The organism is Arthrobacter sp. NPDC093125, from assembly GCF_044754225.1.
Lineage (GTDB): Bacteria > Actinomycetota > Actinomycetes > Actinomycetales > Micrococcaceae > Arthrobacter.
Genome location: NZ_JBIVOQ010000001.1, coordinates 420,451 through 440,545, shown reverse-complemented (window position 1 = coordinate 440,545; position 20,095 = coordinate 420,451). Strand labels below are relative to the sequence as shown.

At 65.3% G+C, this 20,095-nt stretch carries 18 protein-coding genes and 1 tRNA gene; 14 read left to right on the top strand and 5 right to left on the bottom strand.

Translation table 11 applies throughout. The features are described from left to right. Nucleotides 1-6: 6 nt before the first annotated feature. Both ACIP9X_RS02030 and ACIP9X_RS02025 read right to left on the bottom strand, forming a co-directional pair. Complete coding sequence (locus ACIP9X_RS02030) at nt 7-426, bottom strand: DUF1761 domain-containing protein (RefSeq protein ID WP_400478044.1); 420 nt, start codon at nt 424-426, stop codon at nt 7-9. A 75-nt stretch (nt 427-501) separates the two neighbouring features. Further along, entirely contained in the window at nt 502-1,053 is a 552-nt protein-coding gene (locus ACIP9X_RS02025) for a flavin reductase family protein (RefSeq protein WP_400478043.1), read from the bottom strand. Between the two features lie 224 nt (nt 1,054-1,277). Here ACIP9X_RS02025 and pstS point away from each other — a divergent pair, with 224 nt between their 5' ends. From pstS to pstB, 4 genes are all read left to right on the top strand, one after another. Then, entirely contained in the window at nt 1,278-2,387 is a 1,110-nt protein-coding gene (pstS, locus tag ACIP9X_RS02020; RefSeq protein ID WP_400478042.1) for a phosphate ABC transporter substrate-binding protein PstS, read from the top strand. Between the two features lie 124 nt (nt 2,388-2,511). Then, on the top strand, nt 2,512-3,444 hold the full coding sequence (gene pstC / locus ACIP9X_RS02015) for a phosphate ABC transporter permease subunit PstC (protein WP_400478041.1): 933 nt from the start codon (nt 2,512-2,514) through the stop codon (nt 3,442-3,444). Continuing rightward, nucleotides 3,445-4,554, top strand: coding sequence for a phosphate ABC transporter permease PstA (gene pstA, locus ACIP9X_RS02010; RefSeq protein WP_400478040.1), 1,110 nt, complete (start codon nt 3,445-3,447; stop codon nt 4,552-4,554). It begins immediately after the preceding gene. Nucleotides 4,555-4,660: 106 nt separating this feature from the next. Then, the gene (gene pstB / locus ACIP9X_RS02005) at nt 4,661-5,440 is read left to right on the top strand and encodes a phosphate ABC transporter ATP-binding protein PstB (protein ID WP_400478039.1); all 780 of its coding nucleotides are present in this window, start codon (nt 4,661-4,663) and stop codon (nt 5,438-5,440) included. A 153-nt stretch (nt 5,441-5,593) separates the two neighbouring features. Here pstB and ACIP9X_RS02000 read toward each other — a convergent pair whose 3' ends face one another. The 3 genes from ACIP9X_RS02000 to ACIP9X_RS01990 all read right to left on the bottom strand — a co-directional run bounded on the left by ACIP9X_RS02000 (nt 5,594) and on the right by ACIP9X_RS01990 (nt 8,145). Beyond that, on the bottom strand, nt 5,594-6,610 hold the full coding sequence (locus tag ACIP9X_RS02000) for an anion permease (RefSeq protein ID WP_400478038.1): 1,017 nt from the start codon (nt 6,608-6,610) through the stop codon (nt 5,594-5,596). Nucleotide 6,611: 1 nt separating this feature from the next. After that, nucleotides 6,612-7,229 (bottom strand): DUF47 domain-containing protein, encoded by a 618-nt coding sequence (locus tag ACIP9X_RS01995; RefSeq protein ID WP_400478037.1) that lies wholly within the window; start codon nt 7,227-7,229, stop codon nt 6,612-6,614. A 256-nt stretch (nt 7,230-7,485) separates the two neighbouring features. Beyond that, entirely contained in the window at nt 7,486-8,145 is a 660-nt protein-coding gene (locus ACIP9X_RS01990; protein ID WP_400478036.1) for a hypothetical protein, read from the bottom strand. Between the two features lie 224 nt (nt 8,146-8,369). Between ACIP9X_RS01990 and ACIP9X_RS01985 the strand changes: the two genes are divergently transcribed. The 10 genes from ACIP9X_RS01985 (at nt 8,370) to mmsB (ending at nt 20,024) form a co-directional block, all read left to right on the top strand. Next, nucleotides 8,370-8,442: transfer RNA gene (locus tag ACIP9X_RS01985), tRNA-Lys, on the top strand. Between the two features lie 130 nt (nt 8,443-8,572). Then, nucleotides 8,573-9,583 (top strand): LacI family DNA-binding transcriptional regulator, encoded by a 1,011-nt coding sequence (locus tag ACIP9X_RS01980; RefSeq protein WP_400478035.1) that lies wholly within the window; start codon nt 8,573-8,575, stop codon nt 9,581-9,583. A 128-nt stretch (nt 9,584-9,711) separates the two neighbouring features. Then, nucleotides 9,712-11,457, top strand: a complete 1,746-nt coding sequence (gene araB, locus ACIP9X_RS01975; protein WP_400478034.1) for a ribulokinase — start codon at nt 9,712-9,714, stop codon at nt 11,455-11,457. Then, nucleotides 11,454-12,164, top strand: a complete 711-nt coding sequence (locus tag ACIP9X_RS01970) for an L-ribulose-5-phosphate 4-epimerase (protein ID WP_400478033.1) — start codon at nt 11,454-11,456, stop codon at nt 12,162-12,164. The genes araB and ACIP9X_RS01970 overlap by 4 nt, the downstream gene beginning before the upstream one ends. Nucleotides 12,165-12,204: 40 nt before the next feature. Then, on the top strand, nt 12,205-13,725 hold the full coding sequence (gene araA, locus ACIP9X_RS01965; RefSeq protein ID WP_400478032.1) for an L-arabinose isomerase: 1,521 nt from the start codon (nt 12,205-12,207) through the stop codon (nt 13,723-13,725). After that, nucleotides 13,722-14,636: an aldose 1-epimerase family protein gene (locus ACIP9X_RS01960; RefSeq protein ID WP_400478031.1), complete on the top strand. Its 915-nt coding sequence runs from the start codon at nt 13,722-13,724 to the stop codon at nt 14,634-14,636. The genes araA and ACIP9X_RS01960 overlap by 4 nt, the downstream gene beginning before the upstream one ends. 29 nt (nt 14,637-14,665) lie before the next feature. After that, nucleotides 14,666-15,649, top strand: coding sequence for a LacI family DNA-binding transcriptional regulator (locus ACIP9X_RS01955; protein WP_400478523.1), 984 nt, complete (start codon nt 14,666-14,668; stop codon nt 15,647-15,649). Between the two features lie 274 nt (nt 15,650-15,923). Further along, the gene (gene chvE, locus ACIP9X_RS01950) at nt 15,924-17,048 is read left to right on the top strand and encodes a multiple monosaccharide ABC transporter substrate-binding protein (protein WP_400478030.1); all 1,125 of its coding nucleotides are present in this window, start codon (nt 15,924-15,926) and stop codon (nt 17,046-17,048) included. 117 nt (nt 17,049-17,165) lie between these two features. Continuing rightward, nucleotides 17,166-18,695, top strand: a complete 1,530-nt coding sequence (gene mmsA / locus ACIP9X_RS01945) for a multiple monosaccharide ABC transporter ATP-binding protein (RefSeq protein ID WP_400478029.1) — start codon at nt 17,166-17,168, stop codon at nt 18,693-18,695. A gap of 6 nt (nt 18,696-18,701) precedes the next feature. Next, complete coding sequence (mmsB, locus tag ACIP9X_RS01940) at nt 18,702-20,024, top strand: multiple monosaccharide ABC transporter permease (RefSeq protein WP_400478028.1); 1,323 nt, start codon at nt 18,702-18,704, stop codon at nt 20,022-20,024. Nucleotides 20,025-20,095 lie beyond the last annotated feature (71 nt).

The following is a 20,095-nucleotide window of genomic DNA, read 5'->3' as shown; positions in this document are numbered from 1 at the left end:
TCGCGCTTAGATGCCGAAGAGTCCGATGATCAGCCCCATCACCAGGTAGGTCACGAGCTCATGGGCGCAGTTCAGTGCGGTGAGGCCAGCGGGGCGGCCCTCGAAGGCGTCGTGTGTGATGAAGCGGGCCGCCGTGAAGCCTGCCCACAGTATGACGGCAGTGATGAGGGAATTGCCCAGGAAGCTGCCGCCGTAAAATTCCTGCGCGATGGCAACGGATCCCGCCAGGACAAGGGCGCTGACAAAACTCACTGCGAGGGTGATCAGGATGGGCTTGACGGCATCCTTCGCTTCGCCGCTCGGCGAGACCTTGGCCACGCGCATCCAGTAGTTGCCGAAGACCTTGGGCGTGTACCAAAGCGACCCCACGACCATCGTGGACAGCGTCGCAACCAGGACCGCCCAGATGTTGATTTCAGGAACCATGTTCCACTCCTCACTTCGTTCGTTTATCGGCGGTGATGCCGCCTGTCCTGATACTCAGTCTTCTCCCTCCGCCGTCTACGGCGCCAGACGCCGGTAGCTCGAGCCGAAGTGGATTAGCGGATCGGGCGCCTCAGCCGGTGCAGCATCGGTGCCCATGGAAAGGACTTCGCCGACGATGATCAGGTGTGTGGCGGCCTGGTGCACGGACACAGTGCGCAGCTCGAAGTAGGCAAGCGCACCGTCGAGAATCGCCGAGCCGGTGGCGGGGCCGCGCCGGAACGGGACCTGTGCCAGCAGTCCCTGCAGCGGAGTCCCTGGGCTCGCGAGCCAGTTGGCCGCACCCTGATGCTTGCCTGAGAGCAGGCTCAGCGCCCATACACCTGCTTCCTCCACGGCCTCGCCGATGCGAGATTCGGCGTAGAGACTGACCAGCATCGTGGGCGGGTCATAGGAAACGGACAGGAATCCGGTGACGGTCGCAGCATAATCGCGGTTGCGCAACGTAGAGGACACCACTCCTACCCCTGCCGCGATGTCGGCGCTCAGCCTGCGGTACAAGTCGACGGCGGCATCGGAAGGCCGGCTGCCATCCACGCGGTGGGCTTCCAGGTTCCCGGGGGTCTCCATACGGCACATCGTGCCACATGGGCGCTGCACTACGACTGCGGCGCGTCCAGCGCAATGGGAACCGGGCATCTGTAAGCAAACATCCCGCCGTCGTTAATCCTCCGTTCACCTTGGACCCCAATACTCGTTACCTGGGGCCCATACCTTCGATGAAGGCAAACGCATCAGCGTGTCAGGTCGTCTCCGGGCCGGACCGCACAGAAACCCTGGAAGGGGCACACCCAGTGAAGTCATTCCGCTTCAGCCGCCACACGGCCATTGCTGTCATCGCAGCCGGCGCACTCGCGCTTACCGCCTGCGGCTCGGACAATCCCACCGCGGCCACAGGGGGCCAGGCCGGCTCCAAGGTCACCGGTACCCTGACTGGCATCGGCTCCTCTGCACAGGGCGCGGCAATGGATGTCTGGAAAACCAACTTCGCCACCGCAAACCAGGGGGTCACCGTCCAGTACTCGCCGGACGGCTCCGGCGCCGGCCGCAAGGCCATCCTCGACGGCTCGGCGCAGTTCGCCGGATCCGACGCCTATCTGAAGGACGAGGAACTGGCCCAGTCCAAGGAACAGTGTGGTCCGGGCGGGGCCATCGACATCCCCGTCTACATTTCGCCGATAGCCATTGCCTTCAACATCCCGGACGTCATGGAGCTGAACCTCGATGCCCCGACGGCTGCCAAGATCTTCCGCGGCGAGATCAAGAAGTGGAATGACCCCGCCATCGTTGCCCTGAACCCGGATGCCAGTCTTCCGGACCTGCAGGTCACGCCCGTCAGCCGCTCCGATGACTCCGGCACCACCACGAACTTCACGGAGTACCTCGAAGCAGCCGCTCCCGAGGTCTGGAAGGACGAAGCGGACGGCGTGTGGCCCGCTGCCCTCGAAGGCGAGAACGCCAAGGGCACCTCAGGCGTGGTCAAGACCGTCACCGACACCCCCGGGGCCGTCACGTACGCGGACGACTCCGCCGTCGGCGGCAAGCTTGGCACCGCCAAGATCAAGGTCGGCTCCGAGTTCGTTGAAATCTCGCCGGAAGCTGCCGCCGCGGCCGTTGACGCCGGCAAGCCGGTTGCAGGCCGCGCCGAAAACGACACCGCCATTGACCTGGACCGCACCACCACTGAGTCCGGCGCTTACCCGATCGTCCTGGTGTCTTACCACGTCGTCTGCTCGACGTACGACACGCAGGAGACCGTTGACCTGGTCAAGGCTTTCGAGAAGTACGTCGTCTCCGAAGAGGGCCAGCAGGCCGCCGCTGAGTCAGCCAAGTCTGCTCCGCTGTCCGCCGCACTCAGCACCAAGGCCACCAAGGCCATCGAATCCATCAAGGTCAAGTCGTAAGGTTTGAACTGAACGCTGCGGTTCCCCGTCCAGCCGCTTGGCTGGGCGGGGAATTAGCCGTGTAAAGAGCACTGCTGCCTTCATGATCCGCAGTTCCACACCACCAACACCCGAAGGGCCAGGTATGACCGTCACCTCCCTGACCAAACCCCAAGGCGCAGGACGCGTCGGGGATAAAGTCTTTTCCGGAGCCGCTTTGGCAGCAGGATGCCTCATCCTTGCCGTGCTGTTTGGCGTTGCGCTCTTCCTCGTCATCCAGGCCATTCCGGCGTTTACCGCTCCGGCCGAGGACATCCAGGGCGGAGAAGGATTCTTCGCCTACATCTGGCCGATCGTGATCGGCACCCTGATTGCCGCCATCATCGCGCTTGTCATAGCCACCCCCGTGGCCATCGGTGTGGCACTGTTCATCTCGCACTATGCCCCGCGCAGCCTGGCCTCGGGGCTGGGCTATGTGGTCGACCTGCTGGCGGCCATCCCGTCGGTCATCTACGGCGCCTGGGGTGCAGCGTTCCTGGCGAAGGAAATAGCACCGGCCTACGACTGGCTGGCGGCCAACATGGGTTGGCTCCCCATCTTCCAGGGACCCGCCTCCGCTACCGGCAAGACCATCCTGACTGCCGGAATCGTGCTCTCCGTCATGGTGCTCCCGATCATCACCTCCCTGTCGCGCGAGATCTTCCTGCAGACCCCCAAACTGCACGAGGAAGCCGCTCTGGCCCTGGGCGCGACGCGCTGGGAAATGATCAAGATGTCGGTCTTGCCCTTCGCCCGCCCCGGCATCATCAGCGCCGTCATGCTCGGCCTCGGCCGCGCCCTCGGCGAAACAATGGCTGTGGCGCTCGTGCTTTCCTCCGGCGCCCTGACCGCAAGCCTGATCCAGTCGGGCAACCAGACCATCGCCGCCGAAATCGCCCTGAACTTCCCCGAAGCAAGCGGCCTGAAGGTGAGCACGCTCATCGCCGCCGGTCTGGTCCTGTTCGTGATCACGCTTGCCGTCAACATGATTGCCCGGTGGATCATCAACCGGCACAAAGAATTCTCGGGAGCCAACTAAATGACCTCCACCCTCACCCCGGTCCGCAAGCGGTCCGCACTGACTAAAGGGCAGCTGCCCAAGTACGCCCCCTACGTCGTGCTGGGCGTTGCACTCGTCGTCGCTGCCGCGCTGCTGGCCCTGATCGGCTTTAACGCCTTCGGCTGGGGAATCGTCTCGGCGATCCTCTTCGCCGCCGGCCTCGTCGGCTGGAGCGCCGCTGTCGAGGGCGCCCGCAAAGCCAAGGACAAACTGGCCACCTGCCTTGTGGTGGGATCCTTCCTGGTCGCTCTGCTTCCGCTCATCTCCGTCATCTGGACGGTCATGGCCAACGGCATCCCGGGCCTCATGGCCCCCGGTTTCCTGCACTATTCGATGAATGGCGTCACCGGTGTCTACGACAACAGGGCCGCCGAGGACGGTGCACCCGTCATCGGAGGCATCTACCATGCGCTGCTCGGCACGGTGGAAATCACCCTGCTGGCCACTCTGATCTCCGTCCCGGTGGGCCTGCTGACCGCCATCTACCTGGTGGAGTACGGAAACGACCGCCCGGTGGCCCGCGCCATCACCTTCTTTGTGGACGTCATGACCGGCATCCCGTCCATCGTGGCCGGCCTCTTCGCCGCCGCCTTCTTTTTCGCCGTCGTGGGGCCCGGCACCAAAACCGGTGCCGTCGCCGCCGTCGCGCTTTCCGTGCTGATGATCCCGGTGGTGGTCCGCTCCAGCGAGGAAATGCTGAAGATCGTGCCCAACGAGCTGCGCGAGGCGTCCTACGCCTTGGGCGTCCGCAAGTGGCGGACCATTCTCAAGGTGGTTATTCCGACGGCGATCTCCGGCATCGCGTCGGGCGTCACCCTCGCAATCGCCCGGGTCATCGGCGAGACGGCTCCCATCCTGGTCACCGCGGGCTTCGCCACGAGCATCAACACCAACGTGTTCAGCGGCTGGATGGCCTCCCTGCCCACGTTCATCTACACCCAGATCCTGAACCCCACCTCGCCGTCCAACCCGGATCCTTCCTCGCAGCGGGCCTGGGGCGCCGCCCTGGTGCTCATCATCCTCGTGATGCTGCTCAACCTCGGCGCCCGCCTGATCGCCAGGATCTTTGCCCCGAAGGCCGGCCGCTAACCGGCGTTTTCCAAGGGCAGCACAGGGCCCGCCACTAATTCCCGCCGTTCCGCATCGAACCCCCGGGATCTAGACTTCAATTCATACGAGCAAGTTAAGGAACATCATGTCCAAGCGCATCGACGTCAAAGACCTGAACGTGTACTACGGCAATTTCCTGGCCGTCGAGGACGTCAGCATCAACATCGAGGCCAAGTCCGTCACCGCGTTCATTGGCCCATCCGGCTGCGGCAAGTCCACCTTCCTCCGCACCCTGAACCGCATGCACGAGGTGCTGCCGGGTGCCCGCGTCGAGGGGGAAGTACTGCTCGACGGCGACAACCTTTACGGCCCCGGCGTGGACCCCGTGACCGTGCGCACGCAGATCGGCATGGTGTTCCAGCGGCCCAACCCGTTTCCCACCATGTCCATCCGCGACAACGTGCTGGCCGGCGTGAAGCTGAACAACCAGAAGATCTCCAAGGGCGAAGCCGATGCCCTCGTGGAGCGGTCCCTGCAGGGCGCCAACCTGTGGAACGAGGTTAAGGACCGGCTGGAAAAGCCCGGCTCCGGCCTGTCCGGCGGCCAGCAGCAGCGCCTGTGCATCGCCCGCGCGATTGCCGTGGAACCCCAGGTCATCCTCATGGATGAGCCGTGCTCAGCCCTGGACCCGATCTCCACCCTGGCTGTCGAGGACCTCATCAACGAGCTCAAGGACCAGTACACCGTGGTCATCGTGACCCACAACATGCAGCAGGCGGCCCGCGTTTCGGACAAGACGGCGTTCTTCAACATCGCCGGCACCGGCAAGCCGGGCAAGCTCATCGAATACGCCGAGACCAGCACCATCTTCAACAACCCGGGCCAGAAGGCTACGGAAGACTACGTCTCCGGCCGCTTCGGATAGTCCCCACCGGCTCCCAACCTTCGCAAGCTCAGGCCGGGGCCCTCGCCGGCGTGGCCCCAACCAACTCACCGCACACCGTCGGTTGCCCCCAACTGCCCTCTTGAACGCTGAAACGGGCAGAAGCGGAGCAGCCGATGCGTGTCTAAGCGGGGGTCAGGTCCCGGCCAGGGGGGAGAGGGCCAGTGCGAGCACGAATGCGCCCGCGGCGGTAACCACGGGCGTCAGGAGCCACAGGGACAGGATCCGCGCCACGATCTTGCGGTGCGTCCCGGGCACCGGCTGGTTTTCGCCGGCACCGAGCACGCCGGACGTGACGGTGTGGGTGGTGGAGATGGGCAAGTGCAGGCCGATGGCCCCGATGAAGAGCAGGAACGCGCTGAAGGACTGGGCTACCACACCGCGCAGCGGATCAATCCTGATGAGCCGGTGCCCCAACGTGTGGGAGATGCGCCAGCCGCCGAAGAGCGTTCCTACCGTGATCATGATGGCGGAGAGCATCGCGATCCATAAGGGAATGGAACCGCCGTCGCTGTATCCGGCCGCCAGGACCGCCAAAAGGAGAACTGCCCCAACGCGCTGGCCGTCCTGCAGCCCGTGTCCGAAGGCAACGGCTCCTGCCGTGATGGACTGAGCGGCCCGGAACCGCCGGTTGATCACATTCGGCTGCGCGTAGCGGGCTGCCCAGGTCACGGGATACACGAGCAGGTAGGCCCCGACGAAGGCTATGACGGGGGACAGGGCCAGTGGCAGCACCACCTGGAACAGGAGAGACTGGTCCACGCCGGCCACCGCATTGCCGCCTACCAGGACGCTGGCCGTTCCAGCGCCGGCAAGGCCGCCCACCAGGGCGTGCGTCGACGAGGACGGAACGCCGCGCCACCAAAGGTGCAGCCCCCAGATGCACGCGCTGGCCAGGCCGGCCACGAGGATGCTGAGGCCGCTGTCGCCCTGCGGGAGGGTGACCCAGTTCTCGCTGACTGCAACAGCGAAGCCGGAGCTAAGGAGCGCCCCGATGAAGTTGAAGACCGCCGCGAGCAGCACTGCCACGGTTGGAGTCAGTGCGCGGGTCCGGACGGCCAGGGCCACGGAGTTGGAGACGTCCCGGAAGCCGTTGATGAAGGCAAACGAGGCGGCGAGTGCCACCACCAGCGCGAAGATGAACGGCGTCACCTCATGATTCCTTGACGATGATGCTGCCCACCTGGGTGGCAACGCGCCGCATGTCCTTCGTGACATCCACCAGCTGGTTGGCAATGTCCCTGTTCCGGGCGTATTGCGTGGCCTTCATGTCCTTGAGCATGTCCGCGACCCAGACCCGGTGCGTACGTTCAGCACGTTTCGCCAAACGGAGGATCTCGATCCAGTAGTCCTCCAGGTCGTCGAGGTTGTTCAGCCGGCGCATCGCATCCGCCGTGAGTTCGGCCTGGCGGGTGATGATCTCCAGCTGGTCGGCTGCCCGCTTCGGCAGCCGGTCCAGCTTGTACAGCGCCACGAGCTCGGCCGCGGCATCGAGCTTCTCCATGGCAGCGTTGAGGCAGAGGGACATCCCGTACATGTCCTCGCGGGGAAGTGGGTTCACGAAGCTGGTCCGCATGTGCGTCAGCAGGGCGAACTGCAGTTCGGCGGTTTTGGCCTCATGGTTGTGCATGTCCTCCACGAGCCGGTCATGTTCGGAGGCCGGGGCGCCCAGGATTTCCGCCAGGGTGCCGCTCGCCAGGACAATCTGATGGGCCTGCTGCGACAGGAGGTTCAGCCCGGCGGGCTCCTGGGGAAAAAGGCGCAGCTTCATGAGTACCGGTCTCCGGAGGATCGTCAGGACGGGGAACAACGGGCTGTATGACTTGACGCCCCGCCCGCGGCTAGTCAGTACTTTACCGGGAGCTGTATCCGGGGCATGAAAATGGTGCCGAACCGGATACGCCTCTCGGCGGTAGGCCGCTCTAGGCGGCTAAATGTTGAAGCCCGGGGGTTTCGCGGCTCGGCACCAGTTTTAGTGTTCTACGTCGGCCCGACCAAGTCAACATTGACAGATCCGGCCCGATGGGTCAGTCGAGTTCGCCCAGCCGCCATGCGTTGGCGGCGTGCTCGAGGTCCTCGGCGGTTTTCACCAGCAGGTGGGAATTCCGCGTCAGCTTGCGCGCGTGGCCCTCGTTGCTGTGGTCGGCGCCGTCGGCGATGGTCGCCTGCCCGAGCGCAACCACGCGGCAGAAGGCTGCGGAACGTTCCAGCGCGACGTCGAAATCGCCGTCGAACGCGCCGGACAGGATGGCGTCCGCCATCGTCTTCATTTCATCCGCCCCCGGCGGTTCGGCCGCTCCGGCGACGACGTTGGAAACCTGCGCGGTGTCCTTGCCCGCTTTGAAGTAGACCGAGATGCGCTCAGGGTCCTGGACTGTCGCCGCGCGCAGGGCGTACAGCCGCCACAGGGCGCCAGGCAGGGAACGCGCCGGACTCTCGGCCCACATTTCGGCGATGGCTTCGAGCCCCTGTTCGTCGGCGAGTTTGACCAGGCGCCTGGTGACCACGGGATCGTCACTGTCGCGGCCGTGGCGGACCAAGGCCTGGGCGGCCAGATGGGCTGCTTCGGAAACCCGCGCCGGGTCCGCGCCGCCGGCGAAAGGCTCGAAATCAATGGGCGCAAAAGGTTTGGGTTTGTGGTGCCGTTCCGCCCCGCCCGGCCCGCTGGTTCCTGCTTTGTCGCTCATGGTCCCCACGCTACTCCTGTGACGTACGGTAATCGAGCATGAGGTTCGGGGCTCCCCGGCTCCGCCTTTTGGTGAAGAACAAATCGGACGACGGCGGCAGCCGCTTCCGTAAGTGGCGCGCCCCGGACTGGGGTACAGTATTAACGTCCAGAAATGGACTGGAACTGACACGCGTCGTGGATGGTGACATTGCATGTCGCCTATGCTCGATGCACGGTTAGTTTGGGCCTTTAGCTCAGTTGGTAGAGCATCGGACTTTTAATCCGTGGGTCGTGGGTTCGAGCCCCACAGGGCCCACTCTTTTAGCGAAGAGTGGACAGTCCCCGGCTTCCTGGTCAACAGGGATCCGGGGACTTTTTGCTGGGCGGGCAGGCGCCGCATCCGCGGGTCATTCGTGCTCGCGCACCGGGTAAAGCAGAATAAGCCCATGACAAAGAGCAATGCGCGGATGCCGCGGCTTGAGGATGTTGCCGGCCGCGCCGGGGTCTCGCACCAGACTGTGTCCCGCGTGATCAACAACCATCCAAACGTCAGCAAGTCCACCCGGGAGAGGGTGGAGGCTGCCATTGCCGAGCTGGGGTACCGGCGCAATCCTGCCGCCCGCAGCCTTGTCACCCGGAAGTCCCAGACGATCGGTGTCCTCGGCAGTGAGCTTTCCCAGTACGGCCCCGCAAACACCCTGCTCGGCGTGGAGCAGGCCGCCAGGGATGCCGGCTATTTCGTCAGCATTGCGGCATTGAGGACAGTGAGCCGCGAGGCCATATCCGACGCTGTCCGGCATTTCATGGACCAGTCCGTCGACGGCATCGTGGTGATCGTGCCGCACTCTGAAACCCTCCTTGCACTGGCTGAACTGAAGCCCGGCGTTCCCGTGGTGGCCGTGGGCTCCCTGGGCAGCGAGGCCGTCAGCGGCGCGATGGTGGACCAGAAGCGCGGCGCCGAGCTCGCCGTCGGACATCTGATTGAACAGGGCCACCGGCTGATTGGCCACATCGCCGGCCCCCAGGACTGGATTGACGCGGTGGCGCGCGCCGAGGGCTGGAGCGAGGCGCTGCGCTCGGCCGGCCTGGACGACAGCCTCGTACTCGAGGGGGACTGGAGTGCCGGCAGCGGCTACGAGATTGGCCGCAGGCTCGCCAGGGACAGGAACGCTACTGCGCTGTTTGTCGGCAACGACCAGATGTCCCTGGGCCTGCTCCGGGCCTTCAGCGAGGCCGGCGTCCGCGTGCCAGAGGATGTGTCCGTGGTCGGCTTTGACGACCAGCCCGAGTCGGGCTACTTCACGCCGCCGCTCACCACAGTGCGCCAGGACTTCGAAGAGTTGGGGCGGCGCTGCATGGACCTGATGCTCAGTGCCATCGAGAACGGTGAGAGCGTAAGCACCACCGTCGTGGAGCCTGAACTCGTGGTCCGGCGGAGCACAGCAGCGCCCGCCTGATCGCGCAGATGATACCAATGCCGAAGCAGCTCTTCCGGCTGCTCGCCCATGGCACTTGACGGCCTGTGTTGTTAGCGCTCACAATAGTTCCAGCCCGCAAAGTGGACGGGCGGCTACTTGGAGGATTCATGGACGTCACAGACGGCAGCGAAAACTATGTCATCGGGGTGGACTACGGCACCCTGTCCGGCCGGGCCGTGGTGGTGCGGGTCCGCGACGGCAAGGAACTCGGCAGTGGTGTCTTCAACTACCCGCACGCCGTGGTTACCGAAGCGCTCCCGGCGGATGTGGCAGGGGTGGCACATGGAACGGCCGCCCGTCTCCCCGGGGAATGGGCGCTGCAGGTGCCCGACGACTACCGGGAGGTGCTCCGGCATGCCGTTCCCGCCGCGATCGCAGACGCCGGGATCGACCCGGCCGCCGTCGTCGGAATAGCTACAGACTTCACCGCCTGCACCATGGTGCCGGTCAAGGCAGACGGCAGGCCGCTGAATGAGGTGCCGGGCTTCGCCAACCGGCCGCACGCGTACGTCAAGCTGTGGCGCCACCATGCGGCGCAGGGCCAGGCTGACCGCATCAACGCGCTGGCCGCCGAGCTCGGCGAATCCTGGCTGCCGCGGTACGGCGGGCTGATCTCGTCGGAGTGGGAGTTCGCCAAGGGGCTGCAGCTGCTGGAGGAGGATCCTGAGGCCTACGCCGAGATGGACCACTGGGTGGAGGCTGCCGACTGGATCGTCTGGCAGCTTTGCGGCAACTACGTCCGCAACGCCTGCACCGCCGGGTACAAGGGCATCTACCAGGACGGCCGCTATCCGTCCGATGCCTTCCTCGCTGCCCTCAATCCGCAGTTCAAGGACTTTGTTAGCGCTAAACTGGCGCACAGCATCGGCCGCCTGGGTGATGCCGCCGGCTATTTGACGGCCGAGGCGGCAGCCTGGACGGGGTTGCCGGAGGGAATCGCGGTGGCCGTGGGCAACGTGGACGCACACGTCACTGCGCCGGCTGCCAAAGCCGTGGAGCCGGGCCAGCTGGTGGCCATCATGGGCACCTCCACGTGCCACGTCATGAACGGCGACGAACTGCACGAAGTACCCGGCATGTGCGGCGTCGTGGACGGCGGCATCGTCGACGGGCTCTGGGGCTACGAGGCCGGCCAGTCAGGGGTGGGCGACATCTTCGGCTGGTTCACCCAGTACGGGGTGCCGCCGGAATACCACCAGGCGGCCGCCGCTGCCGGGCAGGGCATCCATGAATACCTGACTGACCTGGCCTCGGGGCAGGCGATCGGCCAGCACGGCCTGGTCGCCCTGGACTGGCACTCGGGCAACCGCTCGGTCCTCGTGGACCACGAGCTCTCAGGTGTGCTTGTCGGCCAGACCCTGGCGACCCGCCCCGAGGACATCTACCGGGCGCTGCTCGAAGCAACGGCCTTCGGCACCCGCACCATCGTCGATGCCTTCCGGAATTCCGGTGTCCCGGTGAAGGAGTTCATCGTGGCTGGCGGCCTGCTCAAGAACCGGCTCCTCATGCAGATCTACGCCGACGTGACCGGCCTCCAGCTCTCTACCATCGGCTCCGCCCAGGGCCCGGCCCTGGGCTCTGCCATCCACGCGGCCGTTGCCGCCGGGAAGTACGCCGATGTGCGGGCCGCATCCGCGGCCATGGGCGCTGCCCCCGGTGCCGTCTACACACCCATCCCGGACAACGTTGCCGCGTACGAGGAGCTGTTCCGCGAGTACCGCACCCTGCACGACTACTTCGGCCGGGGAACCAACAACGTTATGCACCGGCTGAAGGCCATCCAGCGCAACGCCGCCGCGGAATCCCAGTCTGCCCTTGCCCAGTCGCTGGACAGCGAGGCGGTGTCAGCATGAGCGCGCTGCTGGAAACCATCGCCCGCATCCGCCAGGAGGTCTGCGGGCTGCACGCGGAGCTGACCCGGTATGGTCTGGTGGTGTGGACGGCCGGGAACGTGTCCGGCCGGATTCCCGGTTATGACCTCATGGTTATCAAGCCTTCCGGCGTCTCCTACGATGACCTGAAGCCCGGGCTCATGGTGGTCACTGACCTCTACGGCACCCCGGTCAGCAGCCTGAGCGCCGACACCGACGGCGTCCCGGCAGTCTGGGAAAATCCGGACCTTTCGCCGTCGTCGGACACTGCTGCGCACGCCTATGTTTACCGCAACATGCCCGACGTCGGCGGCGTAGTCCATACCCACTCCACCTATGCCACGGCCTGGGCCGCGCGCGGCGAAGAAATCCCCTGCGTGCTGACCATGATGGGCGACGAGTTCGGCGGACCCATCCCGGTCGGGCCGTTCGCACTGATCGGGGACGACTCGATCGGGCGCGGCATCGTGGAGACGCTGCGGGGATCGAACTCGCCGGCCGTGCTGATGCAGAACCACGGGCCGTTCACCATCGGCAAGGATGCCCGCTCCGCCGTGAAGGCGGCCGTGATGTGCGAGGAAGTTGCCCGTACGGTCCATGTGTCCCGGCAGCTCGGCGAACCGCTGCCCATCGACCCCGGCCAGATCGAATCGCTCTACGACCGCTACCAGAACGTCTACGGCCGCTAGTTCCGGCCCTGCACACCAAAGACTTTTCAAAGGAGACCCAATGTCCAGCGCCAACAACACCTCCCTCGAGCACTACGAGGTCTGGTTCCTCACCGGCAGCCAGCACCTCTACGGCGAGGACGTCCTGAAGCAGGTCGCCGCCCAGTCCCAGGAGATCGCCGCGGCCCTGAATGAGTCCTCGGACGTCCCGGTCAGGCTCGTCTGGAAGCCCGTGCTCACCGACTCGGACGCGATCCGCCGCACAGCGCTGGAGGCCAACTCGGACGACTCCGTGATCGGCGTGACGGCCTGGATGCACACGTTCTCCCCGGCCAAGATGTGGATCCAGGGCCTGGACCTGCTCCGCAAGCCCCTCCTGCACCTGCACACCCAGGCCAACGTGGAGCTGCCGTGGGCGGACATCGACTTCGACTTCATGAACCTGAACCAGGCAGCGCACGGCGACCGCGAGTTCGGCTACATCCAGTCCCGGCTCGGGGTGCCGCGCAAGACCGTCGTTGGGCACGTGTCCAACCCGGAGGTGGCCCGCCAGGTCGGTGTCTGGCAGCGCGCCTCCGCCGGCTGGGCCGCCGTCCGGACACTGAAGCTGACCCGCTTCGGGGACAACATGCGCAATGTCGCCGTCACCGAAGGTGACAAGACCGAGGCGGAGCTCCGCTTCGGTGTCTCGGTCAACACCTGGTCCGTGAACGAACTCGCCGACGCCGTGCACGGCGCTGCGGAGTCCGACGTCGACACCTTGGTCGCAGAGTACGAGCGGCTTTACGACGTGGCACGTGAGCTGCGCTCCGGCGGAGCCCGCCACGAATCCCTCCGCTACAGCGCCCGCATCGAGCTCGGACTGCGCAGCTTCCTCGAAGCCAACGGCTCCGCCGCTTTCACCACCTCGTTCGAGGACCTCGGCGAACTGCGGCAGCTGCCGGGCATGGCCGTCCAGCGGCTTATGGCCGACGGCTACGGCTTCGGCGCCGAGGGCGACTGGAAAACCGCCATCCTGGTCCGCGCGGCCAAGGTCATGGGCGCCGGACTGCCCGGCGGCGCCTCCCTGATGGAGGACTACACCTACCACCTGGCGCCTGGCCAGGAGAAGATCCTTGGCGCACACATGCTCGAGGTCTGCCCCTCCCTGACGGCAGCCAAACCGCGCGTCGAAATCCACCCGCTGGGCATCGGCGGAAAGGAAGACCCGGTACGCATGGTCTTCGACACCGACGCCGGACAGGGCGTCGTCGTGGCCCTGTCCGACATGCGCGACCGGTTCCGCCTCGTCGCGAACGCCGTCGACGTCGTCGATCTTGACGAGCCGCTGCCCAACCTCCCGGTGGCCCGCGCGCTGTGGTCTCCGAAGCCCGACTTCGCCACCTCCGCTGCGGCCTGGCTGACGGCAGGCGCCGCGCACCACACCGTCCTCTCCACCCAGGTGGGCATGGACGTGTTCGAAGACTTCGCCGAGATCGCGCAGACCGAGCTCCTCACCATCGACGAAGGCACCACTATCAGGCAGTTCAAGAAGGAACTCGCCTGGAACGCCGCCTACTACAAGCTGGCCGGCGGGCTGTGACCGGGTCACTGGCTGCGACCGAACACACGATCCGGGCCGGGGAGTACACCGCCGCCGTCACGGCGCACGCCGGCGCCCTGCGGATGCTGCGCCACCGGGAACGGGACCTGATCGTTCCGTTCCCGGAAGGCGGGCCCATCCCTGATTTCAGGGGCATCATCGCCGCGCCCTGGCCTAACCGCATCGCAGACGGGCGGTACGCGTTCGACGGGACCGAGTACGAGGTTCCCGTCAATGAGCCCGAACGCGGCTGCGCCCTCCATGGACTCGTGTTCCCGCTGGACTGGACTTTGGAGTCGCACGACGATTCCTCGGTGACCCTCTCCTGCACCCCGGAGCCGACGGCGGGATACCCGCACGCACTGCGCATCGCCGTCGAGTACCGGCTGTCCGAAGACGGCCTGAACAGCCGTGTCACCACGGCAAATATCGGCGGTACCGCGGCGCCATACGGAGTCTGCCCGCACCCGTATCTGGTGGCGGGGCCGGCGCCCCTCGAGGAGTGGACCCTGGAAGTCCCCGCCGGAAAGTTCCTCGAGGTCACGCCCGACAGGCTTCTCCCGAAGGAAACCCGGCCAGTGGCGGGCCACGAGTTTGATTTCCGCATACCGCGCACCGTCGGCGCCACGGAGATCGACCATGCGTTCACCGGCATAACGTTCGACGGCGGCGGGCAGGCCCGCGTGCTGGTGCGGGACCCCGGCGGAACCGGCGTCGGAATATCCTGGGACCGGAAGTGCCAATGGCTCCAGATCCACACGGCGGACAAGCTGCCCCCGGCCCTCAACAGGCTGGGCCTCGCCGTGGAACCCATGACCTGCCCGCCCGATGCCTTCAACAGCGGCGTGGATATGATCCGGCTGGAGCCCGGTGCGGTCCACCAGGCCGCTTGGAGCATTTTCGCCCTGTGACAACCACTCCCACGCCGCGTCCTCCTGTGATGGAGGACGTGGCGAGCCTCGCCGGCGTATCCCACCAGACGGTATCCCGGGTGCTGAACGCTCATCCGAACGTCACAGCGCGGACCCGTGCGCGTGTGGAACACGCCATCGCCGAGCTCGGATACCGCCCTAACACCGCAGCCCGCAGCCTTGTCACCCGGCAGTCCCAAGCCATCGGAGTCCTGGCTGCCGGCACCGCCCAGTATGGTCCTGCAAACACATTGCTGGGCGTCCAGCAGGCGGCCCGGAATGAGGGCTACGCCGTCAGCATGGCCAGCCTCAGCGCAGTGACGCCGGCGGGCATCAACGATGCCCTGGAGCACTTCCTGCTGCAGTCCGTGGACGGGATCGTCGTGATCGTTCCGCACGAGGCCATGCTGAAATCACTGCGTGCAGTCCGAATGGGCGTCCCGCTCGTTGCCGTGGGCTTCGGCGCCGGTGAAGGCCTGACGGTCGTGGCCGTGAACCAGCGCGCGGGCGCCGCGCTCGCCGTCGAGCACCTGGTGAACCTGGGTCACTCCGCCATCGCCCATATCTCAGGCCCGCAGGACTGGATCGACGCCGCCGCACGCGCGGACGGCTGGCGGCGCACCCTGCACCAGGCGGGACTGCCGGCGGCCGTGCTGATCCAGGGGGACTGGAGCGCCGAAAGCGGCTACCGGGCCGGACAGGAGCTGGCAGCCGCGGGAAACGCCACGGCCGTCTTTGCGGCGAACGACCAAATGGCCCTGGGAGCCCTGCGGGCCTTCGGCGAGGCGGGCCTGCGCGTTCCCGAGGACGTCAGCGTTGTGGGCTTCGACGACCAACCCGAGGCCGCGTACTTCGTTCCGCCCCTGACCTCGGTCAACCAGGGCTTCAAGGAACTCGGAGCGCGCTGCATCCGGATGCTCCTGTCCGACATGGCTCAAGGCCGTTCGGAAGCCGCGTCGGTCCTTACTCCAAAGCTGGTTGTCCGGGCCTCGACGGCCGCGCCAGGGCGGTGACTGCAATCCATGCCCTGCCAGGAAGCGGAGATATGTCACCAATTTGTGTCTTGCTTCACAGCTTTCGCGCAGATAGTATTGCTCCTAATTGTTAGCGCTAACAGAAGTGTTGGGGCAACCGGGATCTCTGATTCCGGTACAACAGCTCCGGTGCCGTTCCTTGCGGAACGGCCTCGGTACGCCGGACACAAGTGGCCGGCTCCGGCGGAAAGCACATACGCTTTCCGCTCAAGCACCGATTCGTGGCCCAGCCAGGCCACGGAAGGAGAAAAACGTGAGAATCAAGAAACTCCTGGGCGCCGTCGCCGTCGTCCTGGCTGTTACGGTGGGCGCCACCGGCTGCGGCAGCCGGCCCGGCACCGCCGCTTCAACCGGCAGCGCCGACGCTGCCGGTGCACTGGTGGGGATCTCCATGCCGACGCAGACGTCGGAGCGGTGGATCGCCGACGGCAAGAACGTCTCGGAATCCCTGACCAAGCTCGGCTACAAGACGGACCTCCAGTACGCCAACGACGACATTCCCACCCAGGTCTCACAGATTGAGAACATGCTTACCAAGGGTGCCAAATCCCTGATCATCGCCGCGATCGACGGCACCACGCTGACGGATGTCCTGGCCAAGGCCAAGGAGCAGAACGTCAAGGTCATCGCCTACGACCGGCTGATCAACGGCACGCCGAACGTGGATTACTACACGACCTTCGACAACTATGAGGTGGGCGTCCAGCAGGCAACGTCCCTGTTGACGGGCCTGGGTCTGATCGACGCTTCGGGCAAGAAGGTGGAGGGCAAGGGTCCGTTCAATGTGGAGCTGTTCGCCGGCAGCCCGGATGACAACAACGCGAACTTCTTCTGGACCGGGGCCATGGACACCCTGAAGCCGTACATGGAGGCCGGCACCATCAAGGTCCCCAGTGGCCAGACCAAGTTCGAGCAGGCCGCGATCCTGCGCTGGCAAGCGGCAACCGCCCAGAAGAGGATGGAAGACATCCTCACCGCCGCGTATGGTTCCGGCAAGAAGCTCGACGGCGTGCTGTCGCCGTACGACGGCCTGTCCATCGGCATCATATCCGCGCTCACCAGCACCGGCGGCTACTCCAAGGGCGCACTTCCGGTCGTGACCGGCCAGGACGCAGAAAAGGGCTCCGTGAAGTCCATCGTTGCCGGGGAGCAGTACTCCACCATCTTCAAGGACACCCGCAAGCTCGGCGAGCAGGCCGTGAAGATGGTGGATGCCGTCCTGAAGAGCGAGGAGCCGGAGACCAACGACACCGAGACCTACAACAACAAGGTCAAGGTGGTTCCGGCCTACCTGCTGAAGTCCGTCATCGTCACCAAGGACAACTACAAGCAGGAACTCATCGACTCCGGTTACTACACCGACGCCGACATCAAGTAGCAGCGCCTTATCCAACAGATAAGCCGGGGGCCCTGCAGCCGCAGGGTCCCCGGGCTTATTCAGCAGATGAGCTCCCCTGACAGGTCAGTTCATCGAAAAGAGCAGCGGGAATTCATCATGAACGTACCCATTCTTCAGATGCGAGGGATCACCAAGACCTTCCCCGGCGTCAAAGCGCTCCAGGACGTCACCCTGACCGTGAACCGCGGCGAGGTCCACGCGATCTGCGGCGAAAACGGGGCAGGCAAATCCACGCTGATGAAAGTGCTTTCAGGCGTGTACGCACACAACACCTTCGAGGGGGAGATCCTCTTCGAGAATGAAGCGTGCGACTTCACGTCCATCAGCGACAGCGAAAAGCGGGGGATCGTGATCATCCACCAGGAACTGGCCCTGAGCCCGTACCTGTCCATCGCGGAGAACATTTTCCTGGGAAACGAACTGGCCTCCCGGGGCTGGGTGGACTGGCGCAAAACCAACCTGGAAGCGGCCAAGCTGCTCGCCCGCGTCGGCTTGGACGAAAACCCGGTTACCCCGATCCAGCACATCAGCGTAGGCAAGCAGCAGCTCGTTGAAATCGCCAAGGCGCTGTCCAAGGAAGTGAAGCTGCTGATCCTGGACGAGCCCACAGCCGCCCTGAACGACGAGGACTCGGACCACCTGCTGGACCTCATCCTGCACCTGAAGGGCCAGGGTGTCACCAGCATCATCATCAGTCACAAACTGAACGAAATCCGCAAGGTCGCGGACGCCGTCACCATCATCCGGGACGGCAAGTCAATCGAGACGCTGCGCCTGGACCAGGGCCAGATCACCCAGGAACGCATCATCCGCGGAATGGTGGGCCGGGACCTGGACAGCCTGTACCCCGAGCGGGAACCACAAATCGGCGAGGAAGTTCTGCGCATCGAGGACTGGACAGTCCAGCACCCGCAGGACCACACACGCACTGTGGTGCACAACGCCAGCCTGAACGTCCGCAAAGGCGAAGTCGTCGGGCTCGCCGGCCTGATGGGAGCCGGCCGCACGGAATTGGCCATGAGCGTCTTCGGGCGCACCTACGGCCGGGCCGTCTCCGGAAAGGTGTTCAAGTACGGCAAGGAGATCAGCACCTCCACCGTCCCCGAGGCCATTCGCCACGGCATCGCTTACGCCACCGAGGACCGCAAGCACTACGGCCTGAACCTGATCGAGGACATCAAGCGCAATATCTCAATGGCTGCCCTGCCCAAGCTCGCCAAGCGCGGCTGGGTGGATAAGAACCAGGAAACCACGGTGGCCAACAGCTACCGGAAGAGCATGAACATCAAGGCGCCCTCCGTTGCCGCCATCACCGGCAAGCTCTCCGGCGGTAACCAGCAAAAAGTGGTCCTGAGCAAATGGATGTTCTCCGATCCCGACGTGCTGATCCTGGACGAACCCACCCGAGGCATCGATGTCGGGGCCAAGTACGAGATCTACACGATCATCGCCGAGCTCGCCGCGCAGGGTAAAGCCGTCATTGTGATCTCCTCCGAACTCCCCGAACTCCTGGGCATCTGCGACAGGATCTACACGCTGTCAGCAGGCCACGTCACGGGTGAAGTCCCCATCGCCGAGGCCTCCCAGGAAACCCTTATGCACTACATGACCCAAGAGAAGGAATAACGAGCCATGTCCGCCCTACGAGAATCCCTCGGCTTCCTGGCAAGCCGCCTCCGCCAGGTCGGCATCTTCGTCGCCCTGATCCTGATTGTCCTGCTGTTCCAGGTCCTCACCGACGGCATCCTGCTGCAGCCGCAGAACGTCACCAACCTCGTCGTCCAGAACAGTTATATCCTCATCCTCGCCATCGGCATGGTCATGGTGATCATCGCCGGGCACATCGACCTCTCAGTCGGCTCCATCGCCGGCTTCATCGGCGCCGTCGCCGGCGTCATGATTGTCCACTGGGGCTGGGCCTGGTGGGCCGCGATCCCCGCGTGCCTTCTCGTCGGCGCCCTCGTGGGCGCGTGGCAGGGATACTGGATCGCCTACGTCGGAATCCCCGCGTTCATCGTCACCCTCGCCGGCATGCTCATCTTCCGCGGGCTGACCCTGATCACCCTCAAGAACCAGCAGATCACCCCCTTCCCGGACGAACTCCGGGCCCTGGGCGGCGGCTTCCTCCCGGACATCTCCGGCGGCACCTCCGTGCTCGAATGGCTCACCGTGATCCTTGGCGTTGGCGGCACCGCGGCCCTGCTCTTCCAGGCCATCAAGGAACGCCGGATCCGCCGCAGGTTCAACCTGGAAAACGAACCCATGGCCTGGTTCGCCACCAAGACCGCGTTCATCGCCCTGCTGATGCTCGCCATCACCTTCCTCCTCGCCAGCTACCGCGGCACCCCGATCGTGCTGATCGTCCTGGCCGGGCTGGTGATCGCCTACTCCGCGCTGATGAACAACAGCATCTTCGGCCGGCACACCTACGCCATCGGCGGGAACCTGCACGCCGCGGAACTCTCCGGCATTAAGACCAAGGCCGTCACGTTCCGGCTCTTCGTGAACATGGGCGTCCTGGCCGCGCTCGCCGGCCTGATCTTTACCGCCCGCCTCAACTCGGCCCAGCCCGCCGGCGGCACCGGCTTTGAACTGGACTCGATCGCCGCCGCCTTCATCGGTGGAGCAGCGGTCCAGGGCGGTATCGGCACCGTCGCCGGGGCCATGATCGGCGGCCTCATCATGGGCGTCCTGAACAACGGCATGTCCATCCTCGGCCTTGGAACTGACTACCAGCAGCTGATCAAGGGCCTGGTGCTCCTGCTCGCCGTCGGTTTCGACATCTTCAACAAGAACCGCGCCGGCGGCGGATCCTCCGTCGCCAAGCGGTTCAGGCTCAAGACCACCCCGCCCGCCACTGAGCAAACCACATCCGAGGCGCCGCCCAAACCAGCCGAGCGCGCTCAAACACCCGCCGAACCGGCTCCTCCCGTGGCAGCAGGCAGCCGCCCGTAAGGCGATGCCTAACCGGCCTCATCCCGACCCGCATCAGCCACCAGCGCCCCTCCCGGTTACAACCGCGGGAG

What these genes read in the sequence shown, in the direction of transcription:
- ACIP9X_RS02030 (WP_400478044.1), bottom strand. Translation starts at nt 426, where the DNA reads ATGGTTCCTGAAATCAACATCTGGGCGGTCCTGGTTGCGACGCTGTCC.
- ACIP9X_RS02025 (WP_400478043.1), bottom strand. Translation starts at nt 1,053, where the DNA reads ATGGAGACCCCCGGGAACCTGGAAGCCCACCGCGTGGATGGCAGCCGG.
- pstC (WP_400478041.1), top strand. Translation starts at nt 2,512, where the DNA reads ATGACCGTCACCTCCCTGACCAAACCCCAAGGCGCAGGACGCGTCGGG.
- pstA (WP_400478040.1), top strand. Translation starts at nt 3,445, where the DNA reads ATGACCTCCACCCTCACCCCGGTCCGCAAGCGGTCCGCACTGACTAAA.
- pstB (WP_400478039.1), top strand. Translation starts at nt 4,661, where the DNA reads ATGTCCAAGCGCATCGACGTCAAAGACCTGAACGTGTACTACGGCAAT.
- ACIP9X_RS01995 (WP_400478037.1), bottom strand. Translation starts at nt 7,229, where the DNA reads ATGAAGCTGCGCCTTTTTCCCCAGGAGCCCGCCGGGCTGAACCTCCTG.
- ACIP9X_RS01990 (WP_400478036.1), bottom strand. Translation starts at nt 8,145, where the DNA reads ATGAGCGACAAAGCAGGAACCAGCGGGCCGGGCGGGGCGGAACGGCAC.
- ACIP9X_RS01980 (WP_400478035.1), top strand. Translation starts at nt 8,573, where the DNA reads ATGACAAAGAGCAATGCGCGGATGCCGCGGCTTGAGGATGTTGCCGGC.
- araB (WP_400478034.1), top strand. Translation starts at nt 9,712, where the DNA reads ATGGACGTCACAGACGGCAGCGAAAACTATGTCATCGGGGTGGACTAC.
- ACIP9X_RS01970 (WP_400478033.1), top strand. Translation starts at nt 11,454, where the DNA reads ATGAGCGCGCTGCTGGAAACCATCGCCCGCATCCGCCAGGAGGTCTGC.
- araA (WP_400478032.1), top strand. Translation starts at nt 12,205, where the DNA reads ATGTCCAGCGCCAACAACACCTCCCTCGAGCACTACGAGGTCTGGTTC.
- ACIP9X_RS01955 (WP_400478523.1), top strand. Translation starts at nt 14,666, where the DNA reads ATGGAGGACGTGGCGAGCCTCGCCGGCGTATCCCACCAGACGGTATCC.
- mmsA (WP_400478029.1), top strand. Translation starts at nt 17,166, where the DNA reads ATGAACGTACCCATTCTTCAGATGCGAGGGATCACCAAGACCTTCCCC.
- mmsB (WP_400478028.1), top strand. Translation starts at nt 18,702, where the DNA reads ATGTCCGCCCTACGAGAATCCCTCGGCTTCCTGGCAAGCCGCCTCCGC.